This window comes from Devosia sp. YR412, assembly GCF_900110945.1.
Lineage (GTDB): Bacteria > Pseudomonadota > Alphaproteobacteria > Rhizobiales > Devosiaceae > Devosia.
In genome coordinates this window covers 832,148-844,749 of record NZ_FOFL01000001.1, presented here as the reverse complement: position 1 = coordinate 844,749, position 12,602 = coordinate 832,148, and the positions used below count along the sequence as shown (strand labels likewise).

Here is a 12,602-nt window from a genome sequence, read left to right as displayed (position 1 = left end):
GGAATGGATTGTTTACCTAAGACCTATAGGGTTTTAGGATAGGTCCTCCAATTCTGCCGTGTGTATGTCTCAAGCTGCCACCCAATCCGACACCTCGCTGACCCGCCGCACTGGCCGGACAATCGTTCGGCCATTCGCTGGTGCGCTAGACCTCGTCCTGGTGCAGGATCCGCTGCAGTTTTCCTTTCCAGGCTCAATTTCGCGTAGCCATGCCGAGGCCGCCTGGACTTGGGCAGCGCGCGATCTGGCGCCTGAACTGATTGACGCCGAACGGCTGGCCGATGGCAGCTATACCTCGGCCGAACTCGAAGCCATCATGCCCGAGATGCTGCTGCGCATGAAGGCGGGGATCGAGACCGCTGCCGCCGATCCCGAAAAAGATCGCCGCCTGCGCGCCACCCTAGGCAGTCTGGAAGCCCGCGATGCGCTGCCCGGCATTGTGCTGGCGCTGCGCAGCCGGGCCCTGCTGGGCAAGGCCCAGGCTTTCGGCAAGGCGATCAATGCGATGACCGACGACGCAGCGATTGGCGCCGCGCTGCAGTCCATGCCGCTTAAAGACCCGGCGCTGTCGGCGCTGCTGTTTCATGCCGCGCTGCCGCAGATTGCCAATCCGACGCGGCTGGCCACGGCGATCATCAAGCTCAGCGGCAATGCCACCGAAGCCGCGGTGATCCGCATGGGCTTTACCCCGATCATCGAAGCCATTCTGGCGCATGCGCAGAACCAGCTGTTCGTGCTGCAGCCGATGGGGCCATTTGCCGATATCGACCTGATCTGCCGCAGCCTCGACCGCTTCCACCGGCTGGTGCGCTCGCTGACCGGCTATATCGAATTTGCCCGCGGCAGCCGCTGGGCGATGATCCTTTCGGCCGTCACCAAGCAAGTGTCGGACCGCATCGAGCCGCGCCTCCGCGATGTGGTGTCGGATATCAACCAGTCGCTGCGCAAGGGGCGCGAGGGCAGCGATCGGCTCGACAATGACCGCATACTGGCGGCTATCAACGGCATGTATCTGCTGGTGACCATTCGCGAATGCCGCGACTCGCTGGCGCTAAACGCCCTGTTCGACCAGGCCTGGAGCCAGAGCGGGGAAGCGCTGGAACTGCATGTGCAGCGCAATCTCGACCTGATCCGGCAGAACCCGAGCGACAGCAATACCGGCGCGCGGCTCGATGCCGGGATCAAGATGGCCGAAGTGCGCTTCAACCCCGAATATGCCGAAACGCTAAAGCGGGCTCGCGCTGCCGCCGAGCGCCGCGGCTAAATCCATGCCTTCGCTGTAAGCTGCGACCAGCCGGATCGGGATCACTCGGCCCGGTTCGCGGAGGCTTGCGGTCTGGCCAGTTGTGCCGATGACGAGGGCGATGGCGGCTCCATCCATTATGCGAACCACGACACCGATGGCGTTGAGCGGGTCCGCTGAGTCCGGATCGATGTGGATCAGGCTGCCCGGGCTGAGCAGGCGTTGCTCGCTTGGGGCGACGACGAACAGGCTGGCATTGGCGTAGCGGCCGAGCAGATAGGGTGGCGGCAAGGGCAGGGGGCTCTTGTCCGGCGGCGCAAGTTCTTCGACATCCACGCCGACCATGGCGACGCGCTCCTGGGCCACGATGCCGGCGCTAGTGGCTGGCAAAATACCGAGCTGCACGCCGGCGGCGATTTCGGCGATATCCAGGGGATGCGGTGTATCGGCGAGCGACCAGACCTCGGGTCTCGTTGCGAATGGCAGCCAGTTGGGCCAACGGCTTGGCAGGTGACGAGGCCGGGCGAGATAGCCGCGGCCGCCGTCGAGATAGGCGGGCTGGCTGGTCTCGTCAGGTGGCGTGCCGATCGGCGCGGCGGCGTCGGGCGTCTCGTAGAGCGGATCGATCAGGGTATCGACGACAGGCTTGGTCTCCTTGCCGAGCCGGTGCTGCACGGCCTGGGTGCCGCTGGCGAGGCAGGCGGCGCGTGTGAGCCAGCCGGCGGCGCTGCCGGCGAGAGCGATGCCGGGTGGCGCGGTGGTGGGTTCGAGGCGGGCGCTGGCCGCTTTCCAGAGGCTTTCGCCGCCGGCCATGTGCCAGAGGGTGAGGTCAGGCTGCCAGCCGCCGCTGGCGATCAGGCGGTCGGTTTCAATCGACGTTTCTGCCGACGAAAAGCCGTCCAGCGCCAGTTGTGGCGTCACCGTGAGGCGGCGAGTTTTGGGCGCTGGGGCGACGGAGCCGGTAATCGTGCCGGCGGCCTGGGTGATGCCATAAGCCTTGGCGAATTCGATGAAGCGGGACTGCGGCTGTGGGCGGGAATCGAGGATGCGCTGCAGTGTGATGCCGGCGTCGCGCGCCATCAGGGCGAGGCGATAGGCGGGGCTGGAACTGGTGGCGAGCACAGCGCTCTGGCCGGGCCAGATGCCGTAAAGCTGTGCCAGGTCGAAAGCTTCCAGCGAACCGATGACGCCGGGCATGCGGTTGCCGGAGAACACCGGCAGGCGTTCGAATGCGCCAGTGGCGAGGATGATGTGCGGGGCAGTGACGTCGAGCACGCGGCCGCGCGGCACGCCATCCAACAGTTCGACCTGATGCAGGCGGAGCTTGCCGGGACGGAGGGCAAAGACTTCGGCGCTGGTGAGGGTGGTGATCTTGCTCGATGCGGCGACGGCCTGCGTCAGGCGGGTGATCGCCGCGTCGGGCGTTTCCTCGCCCTCCATGGTGCCGAACAGCCGGGCGTGTCCGCCGAGGCGGGTTGAGGCTTCCAGCAGTAGAACCCGCAGCCCGTTTTTGGTGCCGGCCAGAGCGGCTGACATGCCGGCGACACCGCCGCCGATCACCACCAGGTCGCCGGTGGGGCCGGGGTCGCCCGGCCTGCCGAGCCAGGGGCGGGTGAGGGCGTCGGAGGCACCCAGGTCGAGATGGAGCGAATGACTGTCGCGCTTTAGCAGGCGTGTAGGAAGGTTGCGCTTGAGGCGCGGGGCGAGGGTGACGTAGTCGGCGCCATCATGCGCCTGCGTACGCTCCATCGGCAGGGCGGCGTGTGGGTCTTTGGCCTGTACGGATGGGGCTATGGAGGGGGCGTGGCGGCTGGTGAGGGCGATGGGTTGGCCGTCGCGGTGGCCGGCGGTGTCGATGCCGGAGGCGAGGACGGCGCTGAGGACGGTATCGCCGGCAAAGCCGTGGATGACGCGGCGGTCGAGGCGGAACTGGATGGGACGGCTGCGATCAATGGCGCTGCCAGAGAGCAGATGGCCGGTGCCGAGGCGGGCGGAGTGGAGCTTCATGGGCTGGTCACCTCGGCGACCAGCGATGGCGCGATCTGGCGATCCACCAGCCTTGCGCCGAACCAGGCGTTTTCCGCCGGGTTAGCGACGCCGGACAGCCAGCGGGCAATGGCAGGCGCGAAAAAGGCGCCGGTCGGGCCAAGGCCGGCCAGCACATCCGGGCCGGTGGCGCCGAGCCGTCCAACGGCGGGGGCGCTGTCGCTGGTGGCGATGCGTTCATATTGCAACTGGCCGGCCTGGCGGAAGTCGTGCGCGCGGCCGAGCAGCACGCCGAGGCGGGCGGCGAAAGGGTCGATGCGGCCGGCGCCGATGGCGGTAATGCCGCGGCCGGGCTGTTGCGCCAGCGCGAGCCCCGCATCGAGCTGCAGCATGACCGGCGCGGCCAAGGGTTTTGTCGGTTCGGTGACGATGGTGCTGGTCACCTGCCGCTGCAGCAGGCTGGGCCACTGGGCGATCGGCAGGTGGTGTAGCAGGGCCGTGTCATCGGCCAGCACGGTCTGGGTGATGGCCATGCGCTGGTCGCCGGAGTGTAATTCGGCGCTGCCGTCGGGGTGCATGGTCAGCGTTTCCACAGGTGCCATCCGGTGCACTTCTAGCTTGTCGAGCCAGTGGTCGAGCGCAGCCTCCAACCTTGGCCGGTGCAGCAAGATGGCGTCGCGCAGGATCACGCCTTCGCGGCGGGGCCCAAGCGCCTTTTCGCCGACCGGTTCGGCGCCATGGCGGAAGGCCAGCGCCATGTGGCGGATATGGGCCAGCGCTTCCTTGCCGGCTGCGGCCTCGGCGAACAGCACAGGATCCACGCGCGACCAGCTGCCGCGGGCGCCGATGCGGGGAAGCAGTTTCAGCATCTCGGCCACCAGAGGCTTCAGCAGGTCCCAGGTTTCCGGCCGCGTGATCGGCGCTACTGAGAGATCCATGCCGCGTGGCAGGTGGTAGCCGGCGTGGCTCTCACCGGCAAACACGACTGCCTTGCCATGCACAGAGGCTAGCAGCCCCGCGACCAGCCGGGCCAGCGGCGTTGAGCCGATGATAACAAAGTCGGCGTTTTTCAGGCTCATGACCGGCGGATCGCCTGTGGCAATGCGTCCGGCTGACGATCGCGTGTTTTGGTGGTTTTTCGCCGCATTGCGGCTATAGATGGCAACCTCTTGCCGCAGGGCGGCGTCAAGCATCCAGGGCCCATGCTTTTCTGGTCTATCGCCATCGCCATTACCGCCATTGCCTGCGCTGCACTGTTCTACGCAGCGGGCCGGCGCGTCAACGCGGCTATGCCCCAAACCGAGGATGCCAACAGCCATTTTCGCCTCGTGCTGGCCGGGATCGATGCCGATCTCGCGGCCGGCAAGCTGGGCGAGGGCGAGGCCCAGGCTGCCAAGGGCGAATTGGCGCGAGAAATCCTCCGTCTCAAGGCTGAAGCCGGTCCCGCTATCACCAGCGCCAAGGGTCTGGGCCAGGCGCCATTGCTGATTGGCCTCGCCGGTGTCGCCGCCGTGGCCCTGGGCCTTTATGCGGCGCTCGGCAGTCCGAATCTGCCCAGCCAGCCGCTGGCCAGCCGGCCGGAGCTCGCAGCACAGTCGATCGATCTCGAAGACGCCATCACCCGTATCGAAAGCCAGCTCACCGCCAATCCCGATGACCTGCGCGGCTGGACGGTGATTGCACCCGCCTATCTCGAACTGGCGCGCTATGGCGATGCCGCCCGCGCCTATCGCCGCATCATCGAACTCAGCGGCCCGACGGCGGACCTGCAGACCAGCCTTGCCGAAGCTCTGATGCTGGCCGCCGATGGCGCCGGTTCGCCCGAGGCGATGAGGCTGCTGCGCGCCGCTGCGGCCTCCGATCCCACCCACGTGCTATCGCGGCTCTACATCGCCGCCGAATTGACCCGGGCCGAGGATTATCCGGCGGCGGCCAGCGCCTGGCAGGAAGCCCTGGCCCTGTCCAGGGGTGGCGAGCCCTGGCTGCCAGCGGCACAGCAAGGCCTCGCCGTGGCGCAGAATGGCGGTGTGGCGCCGGCCAATGAGGCCGAGTCGGCTGCGATTGCGCAAATGGTCAGTGGTCTCGCTGAGCGCCTGTCCTCCGATGGCGGCAATGTCGAGGAATGGACCCAGCTGATCCGCGCCTATCTGGTGCTGGGCGAGACGGATAGCGCGCAGGCGGCCTATGATGACGCGGTCACGGCCTACCCCCAGGCCTTCGATCGCGGTGAAATGGATACGCTGGCGCTCGGCGCCGGTCTGACGCTGAATGGAGTTGAGCCATGAGCATGTCCGCAACCGTCCGCAAGAAAGGCTGGTCGCGCAAGCAAAAGCGGCTGGCCACGATTGCCGGGCTCGGTCTCGTGCTGGCGCTGGCCACCACGCTGGTACTGGTGGCCCTGCGCGACCAGATCGTGTTCTTTTATTCGCCGTCGGACGTCATCGCCCGCGAGGTTGCAGCCGGCACGCCGATCCGCCTCGGTGGGCTGGTCAAGGACGGCAGCTGGACCCGCGCGGGCCAGGACAACACGTTCACGGTGACCGATACATCCACCGACATCGTCGCCCATTACACCGGCATCCTGCCCGACCTGTTCCGTGAAGGGCAGGGCGTGGTGGCCGAGGGCCGCATGGAGCCCGATGGCAGCTTCACCGCCACCAATGTGCTGGCCAAGCATGACGAAAATTATATCCCCAAGGAAGTCGTCGATGCGCTGAAGGCGCAGGGCGAATGGCGGCCGGAGACGGCAACGCCGTGAGCATAGAACTCGGTCACTTCGCCCTCATCCTGGCCTTTGCCATTGCCGCTGTCTCGACGGTGGGCGGTTACACCTATTGGCGAAGCGGCCAGCGGATCGCGCTGGTGCTGAGCCAGGGCGCGGTGCTGCAATTCGTGCTAGTGGCAGTGGCTTTCGCTGCGCTGATCCAGGCCTTCGTCACGTCCGACTTCAGCTTGCTGCTGGCGGTCAACAATTCCCATTCGCTGAAGCCGTTGATCTTCAAGATCTCCGGCGTCTGGGGCAATCATGAGGGCTCGCTGGTCCTCTGGATCTTCATCCTGGTGTCCTTCGGCGCCATGGTCGCGGCCTTTGGCCGGCGCCTGCCCGATGATCTGCTGGCGCTGGTTCTGGCGACGCAGAGCCTGCTCACGGCGGCTTTTTCCGGCTTTACCCTCTTTACGTCGAACCCCTTTGAGCGGGTTTTCCCGGCGCCGATGCAGGGCAATGACCTCAATCCGGTGCTGCAGGATATCGGCCTCGCCATCCATCCGCCGCTGCTCTACGCCGGCTATGTCGGCTTTTCGATCTGCTTTTCCTTCGCCATTGCCGCGCTGATCTCCGGTCGTATCGACCAGGCCTGGGCGCGCTGGGTGCGGCCCTGGACCATGCTGAGCTGGATCTTTCTCACCCTCGGCATCGCCATGGGCTCCTACTGGGCCTATTACGAACTCGGCTGGGGCGGCTGGTGGTTCTGGGATCCGGTGGAAAACGCCAGCTTCATGCCCTGGCTAGCCGGCACGGCGCTGCTGCATTCGGCGCTGGTGATGGAAAAGCGCAATGCGCTGAAAATCTGGACGATCTTTCTGTCCATCATCACCTTTAGCCTGTCGCTGCTCGGCACCTTCCTTGTTCGCTCCGGAATCCTGACCTCGGTGCATACTTTCGCCAGCGATCCGACGCGCGGCATGGTCATTCTGGCGCTGTTGGCGCTGGTGATCGGCGGCGCCTTTGCGCTGTTCGCCTTCCGGGCCTCCTCGCTGCGGCAGGGCGGCCTGTTTGCGCCGGTCAGCCGCGAAGGCGCGCTGATCCTCAACAACCTGTTCCTCGCCACGGCGGTTGGCGCGGTGCTGGTCGGCACGCTCTATCCGCTGCTGCTCGATGCACTGACCGGCACGACGATTTCGGTGGGTGCACCCTTTTTTGACCTGACCTTCGGAGCCCTGATGGCGCCGCTGCTGCTGGTGCTGCCCTTCGGGCCGCTGCTGGCCTGGAAGCGGGCGGATGTGATCGGTGCGGCGCAACGGCTGATCGGTGCTGCGGCTCTGGCTATCTTTGCTACCATCCTGATCTCGGCGCTGGGCGGCGTCTCGATCTCGCTCGCGCCGCTCGGCCTGCTGCTCGGCTTCTGGGTGGCCTTCGGCGCCATTGCCGAACTGGTCGATCGCTCCAGGCTGGGCAAGATCCCGCTGCGCGAAAGCTGGCGCCGGCTGGTCGGCCTGCCGCGCACGGCCTTCTCGACCGCTCTCGCGCATTTCGGCATGGGCGTCACGGTGCTGGGCATTGTCGCCACCACGGCATGGGAGACAGAGCTGGTCACCACGCTCAACCCGGGCGAGACGGCTGAGCTCTCTGGCTATGTCGTGGCCTTTGACGACTTCCAGCAGGTGCCGGGGCCGAACTATCTGTCCGATGAGGGCCATTTCACCGTGACTGCGCCCGATGGCGGCACGCGACAGATGTTGGCCGATCGCCGCACCTATGTGGCCAGCGGCATGCCGACCACCGAGGCGGCGATCGAGACCTATGGCTTTTCCCAGCTCTATCTGCAGCTCGGCGAACCGCTCGACGACACTCATGTCGTGCGCATCTGGCACAAGCCCTACATCACGCTGATCTGGCTCGGCGCCATCCTGATGGCCTTGGCCGGCGTGGTCTCGCTGACCGACCGCAAGCTGCGCGTCGGCGCCCCGCAACGCGCTCGCAAACCCGTCGCGAGCCCGGCCGAATGACCTGGCTCCGCGCGCTCCTGCTGGTCCTCTGCCTGGTCTCGCCCGTCGCGGCGCTAAGCCCCGACGAAGTGCTGCCCGATCCGGTACTGGAACAGCGCGCCCGCCATATTTCAGCCGGCCTGCGGTGTCTGGTCTGCCAGAACCAGTCGATCGACGACAGCGATGCGGACCTGGCCAAAGACCTGCGCGTGCTGGTGCGGGAACGGCTGGTGGCGGGGGACAGCGACGAGGCGGTGCGGCAGTTCCTCGTCGACCGCTACGGCGAATATGTCCTGCTCAATCCACGGCTGAACAATCATACGCTGCTGCTGTGGATCGCCGCGCCGGGGCTGTTGCTGGTCGGGCTGGGGACGCTGTTAGTATTGGCCCGCAAGAAGCGCGTGGTGACGGCTGGCCTGAGTGCGGAAGAGCAGGCGGCGTTGGACGAGCTGAAGTAGGCCTCCGGAGACAGCACTTGCATCGGGGCTCTCATACCCCCACCCGACCCCTTCGGGGCCACCCTCCCCACAAGGGGGAGGAATAAGAGGCATCGAGTACGCGGAGCGCGGGCTTCCCTCCCCTGAATAGGGAGCGATTGAGGGTGGGGTGATGGTTAGCCACCATTCTCCCATTTGAGCGCTGCCGGCCTTGGGCCTGCCATCCCAATCGCACCACAATCCCCGCCGCAATCGCGCCACCAACATTGCCAAGGTTTAATGTTGGCGCAACTTCCTAGAAAGGCGGCGCATTCCATACCTAGGCCCACAAGCTGTTGAGGGCTTGCCGAAGGAGATCCTCTTAATGCGCCCATCCATTCTGAAGCGTACCAGAAGCCTGCTCGGGGCATCCGCCCTGGCGCTGCTGGTGGGTATCGGCGGTGTTTCGACCGCTTTCGTCATGACCGGCCAGGCGGCCAATGCCCAGGTGCAGAACGCCGCGCAGATCATCGTGCCCGAAACCGTCCAGCCGCATGCCGGCTTTGGCGACCTCGTCGAGGCTGTCAAGCCCGCCGTGGTCTCCATCCTGGTCGAAGCCGAGGAGAGCGCCGAACAGGTGCAGCGCCGCGGCGGTGACTTCAATTTCAATTTCCCCGATCTGCCTGAAGGTCATCCCTTCCAGGACTTCTTCAACCAGTTCGGCAATCGCGGTGGCCCCGGCGCACCCGGCGGCGCTGAGCGTGAAGCCCCACCACCGCGCCAGTTCATGGCAGCCGGCTCGGGCTTCGTGATTTCGGCTGACGGCTATATCGTCACCAATAATCACGTCGTCGAAAACGCCACCAAGGTAACGGTGGTGTTCGATGACGGCACCGAAAAGGTCGCTACCATCGTTGGCACCGACGAACGCACCGATCTCGCCGTGGTCAAGATCGAAGGCGAGAACCTGCCCTTCGTCAATTTCGAAACCGAGCAGAGCCGTGTTGGTGACTGGGTCGTTGCCGTCGGCAATCCATTCGGCCTCGGCGGCACCGTAACCGTCGGCGTCATCTCCGGCCAGGGCCGCAATATCGGCGGTTCCAACTACGGCGATTTCCTGCAGATCGACGCGGCCGTCAACACCGGCAATTCGGGTGGTCCGGCCTTCAACACCAAGGGTGAAGTGGTCGGCGTCAATACCGCCATCTACTCGCCCAACGGCGGCAATGTTGGCATCGCCTTTGCTATCCCGGCTGCCACGGTCAAGGGCATCGTCAACCAGCTGATCGACTCGGGCACCGTGACCCGCGGCTATCTCGGCGTCGGTATCCAGGACGTGTCGCGTGACATCGCCGATGGCGTTGGCCTTGCCGATGCCAAGGGCGCCATCATCAGCAATATCGCTGAAGACGGTCCTGCTGGCCCAGCCGGCATCAAGTCTGGCGATATCGTCACCGCCGTCGATGGCGACAAGATCGACGACGCGCTCGACCTCAGCCGCACCATTGCCGGCAAGTCGCCGGACTCGACGGTGGAACTGACCATCTGGCGCGATGGCGCCGAGACCAAGGTGTCGGTCAAGCTCGGTACGCTGAATGAAGCCGCCGTGGCGCAGAATGACGAGCCTGCCGCACCGACCCCGCCAGCTCCGCTGCCGGCTGAATCCTCGGTCGGCCTGAGCCTCGTGCCGAATTCGGATGGCAACGGTGGCCTGCTGATCCAGGACGTCAAGCCGGACTCGGCTGCGGCTGAAAAGGGTCTCGCCGTTGGCGACGCGATCCTCGAGGTCAACAATACGCCGGTGAACTCGCTCGAAGAGTTCGAAGCAGCGCTTGACGCGGTCAAGGCCCAGGGGCGCAATACCGCCCTGGTCAAGGCCAGCCGCAATGGCAATGATACGTTCATCGGCCTGCCGCTGAGCGAGTAAACCGAAGCCTGGTCAGGCTAGGTCACTGACTTGGCCGCGGCTCACCTCGCCCCTGAGGGGAGAGGTCGATGCGAAGCATGGGGTGAGGGGTTCAGACTCGGGGCTTGAGCCGAGAGGCTGAACCCCTCACCCTGTCCCTCTCCCCTCAGGGAGAGGGGACGATGGACCGGACTTCCGCGCCAAGCGGCGTCCGTCTGTGTAAAGAGTGATGGGAGCGCGGCGTTGAAAATCCTGCTGATCGAAGACGACCGCGAGGCTGCCAGCTACCTAATCCAGGCGCTCGATGAGGCCGGCCACATCACCCACCACGCCGCCGATGGCGAAACCGGTTATGCCATGGCTTCGGGCATGGATTACGAAGTTCTCATCGTCGACCGCATGCTGCCGCGCCGCGATGGCCTCTCCATCGTCGAATCCTTACGGGCCGAAGGCGACAAAACCCCCGTTCTCATTCTCTCGGCGCTCGGCGAAGTCGATGACCGCGTGACTGGCTTGCGCGCCGGCGGCGACGACTATCTGACCAAGCCCTACGCTTTCACCGAGCTTTTGGCCCGCGTCGAAGTGCTGGCGCGACGCTCCAGCCCTTCGGAAGCCGCGACCGCCTATGAGGTCGCCGGACTTTCGCTCGACCGGCTCTCCCGCAAGGTCGAGCGCGATGGCGAGACTATCCTCTTGCAGCCGCGCGAATTCCGCCTGCTCGAATATCTGATGAAGAATGCCGGCAAGGTGGTGACCCGCACCATGCTGCTCGAAAACGTCTGGGACTATCATTTCGACCCCCAGACCAATGTGATTGACGTGCATATGTCGCGCCTGCGCTCCAAGATCGACAAGGGCCACGCCACCCCTTTGCTGCAGACCGTGCGTGGCGCCGGCTATATGATCCGTGAGTAGGGCGTGAACCGCTTCCTGCAACTCTGGCGCACCTCCACGGTCAGGCTGACGGCAACGTTCATCCTGATCTTCGGCCTCTTCGCCATCCTGCTGCTGGCCTTCATCACCTGGCAGTCCTCGGTGCAGATCCAGCGCCAGCAGGCCAATGACATCGACCGCGAAGTGCGCGTCTTCCAGCGTATCGATGCCAACCAGGGCGTGCGTGCGCTGGCCTTTGCCGTGCAGCGCGTCGCCTCCTCGCCGGGGCCCGGCGTCTATTATCTCGGCGATGCCTCGGGACAGTTCCTGCTCGGCAATGTGACCGACGTGCCGGCCAATGTGCTCATCGAGCCCGGCATCTATAGCTTCGACTATGAGCGCGCCAATCCCTTCATCGACCCGCCCGAGGATGGCCCGCAGGGCGGCCCGCCCCGGCCGGAAAAAACCGGCTATGCCGTAGTCCGCTCGGTGGAGCTGAGCAATGGCATGCGCCTGGTCGTCGGTCGCGACGTGGTCGAGCGCCGCGGCTTTTCTGCCATTATCGTGCAGAGCTTCCTGTTCGGCGTGCTCGGCATCATGCTGTTTTCCATCATTGCCGGCGGCGTCACCGCCCGCCGCGTGCTGCAGCGCATCGACACCATACGCGACACCTCCACCAAGATCATGTCCGGCAATCTCAGCGAGCGCGTGCCGGTCACCAAGCGCAATGACGAATTCGACGGCCTCGCCACCAATCTCAACGCCATGCTCGACCGCATCGAGCAGCTGCTGCAGGGGCTGAAGGAAGTCACCGACAATGTTGCCCACGACCTCAAGACGCCGCTGACCCGCCTGCGCAACCAGGCCGAGAGCGCCCTGCGCGAAGGGGCGGGTGAGGAAACCCGCGAGCGGGCTCTCGAGGCGACCATTGCCGAAAGCGACCGGCTGATCCAGACCTTCAACGCGCTACTGATGATCGCCCGCGCCGAGGCCGGTGCCCCATCGGGCGCGCTGACCGATGTCGACGTCAGCGCCGTGGTCGCCGATGTGGCCGAGCTCTATGGCCCGGTGGCCGAGGACGAAGGCATCGTGGTCGAGACGGCGATCGCCGAGGGCGTGCATCTGCATGCCAATCGCGAGCTGATCGGCCAGGCCATGGTCAACCTGCTGGAAAACGCCGTGAAATACGCCAAGCCGGAAGGCGACGGGCAGGGGCGCATCATGGTCGGCCTGCGCCGCCATGAGGGCAGGGTCCTTATCGAAGTCGCCGACAACGGCCCCGGCATTCCCGCTGAAGAGCGGACCCGCGTGCTGCAGCGCTTCGTCCGGCTGGAAAAGAGCCGGTCAGAACCGGGATCGGGGCTCGGCTTGTCGCTGGTCAATGCGGTTGCAACCTTGCATGGCGGGACGTTTAGGGTCGAAGACAATGCGCCGGGTGTGCGCGCAGTGGTCGACCTGCCGGGGTCCTGAC

General features: G+C 65.6%; 10 protein-coding genes. 8 read left to right on the top strand and 2 right to left on the bottom strand.

Features of this window, described 5'->3' with window-relative positions; genetic code table 11:
- The first annotated feature begins 64 nt into the window (after nt 1-64).
- Nucleotides 65-1,264: a hypothetical protein gene (locus BM045_RS04010; protein WP_092179857.1), complete on the top strand. Its 1,200-nt coding sequence runs from the start codon at nt 65-67 to the stop codon at nt 1,262-1,264.
- On the opposite strand, the gene BM045_RS04005 is transcribed toward BM045_RS04010, so the two are convergent.
- Both BM045_RS04005 and BM045_RS04000 read right to left on the bottom strand, forming a co-directional pair.
- On the bottom strand, nt 1,226-3,250 hold the full coding sequence (locus tag BM045_RS04005) for an FAD-dependent oxidoreductase (protein ID WP_092179855.1): 2,025 nt from the start codon (nt 3,248-3,250) through the stop codon (nt 1,226-1,228). The genes BM045_RS04010 and BM045_RS04005 overlap by 39 nt on opposite strands.
- A complete protein-coding gene (locus BM045_RS04000; protein ID WP_092179853.1) occupies nt 3,247-4,308 on the bottom strand; it encodes a hypothetical protein in 1,062 nt (353 codons plus the stop codon). The genes BM045_RS04005 and BM045_RS04000 overlap by 4 nt, the downstream gene beginning before the upstream one ends.
- Before the next feature lie 123 nt (nt 4,309-4,431).
- Here BM045_RS04000 and ccmI point away from each other — a divergent pair, with 123 nt between their 5' ends.
- The 7 genes from ccmI to BM045_RS03965 all read left to right on the top strand — a co-directional run bounded on the left by ccmI (nt 4,432) and on the right by BM045_RS03965 (nt 12,601).
- Complete coding sequence (ccmI, locus tag BM045_RS03995) at nt 4,432-5,514, top strand: c-type cytochrome biogenesis protein CcmI (protein WP_139198693.1); 1,083 nt, start codon at nt 4,432-4,434, stop codon at nt 5,512-5,514.
- Entirely contained in the window at nt 5,511-5,987 is a 477-nt protein-coding gene (gene ccmE, locus BM045_RS03990) for a cytochrome c maturation protein CcmE (RefSeq protein WP_092179849.1), read from the top strand. The genes ccmI and ccmE overlap by 4 nt, the downstream gene beginning before the upstream one ends.
- A complete protein-coding gene (locus tag BM045_RS03985; RefSeq protein WP_092180921.1) occupies nt 5,984-7,957 on the top strand; it encodes a heme lyase CcmF/NrfE family subunit in 1,974 nt (657 codons plus the stop codon). The genes ccmE and BM045_RS03985 overlap by 4 nt, the downstream gene beginning before the upstream one ends.
- A complete protein-coding gene (locus BM045_RS03980; protein WP_092179847.1) occupies nt 7,954-8,394 on the top strand; it encodes a cytochrome c-type biogenesis protein in 441 nt (146 codons plus the stop codon). The genes BM045_RS03985 and BM045_RS03980 overlap by 4 nt, the downstream gene beginning before the upstream one ends.
- 343 nt (nt 8,395-8,737) lie before the next feature.
- The gene (locus tag BM045_RS03975) at nt 8,738-10,279 is read left to right on the top strand and encodes a Do family serine endopeptidase (protein ID WP_092179845.1); all 1,542 of its coding nucleotides are present in this window, start codon (nt 8,738-8,740) and stop codon (nt 10,277-10,279) included.
- A gap of 222 nt (nt 10,280-10,501) precedes the next feature.
- Nucleotides 10,502-11,173, top strand: a complete 672-nt coding sequence (locus BM045_RS03970; protein ID WP_092179843.1) for a response regulator transcription factor — start codon at nt 10,502-10,504, stop codon at nt 11,171-11,173.
- A 3-nt stretch (nt 11,174-11,176) separates the two neighbouring features.
- Nucleotides 11,177-12,601 (top strand): sensor histidine kinase, encoded by a 1,425-nt coding sequence (locus tag BM045_RS03965; protein WP_092179841.1) that lies wholly within the window; start codon nt 11,177-11,179, stop codon nt 12,599-12,601.
- Nucleotide 12,602: the final 1 nt, after the last annotated feature.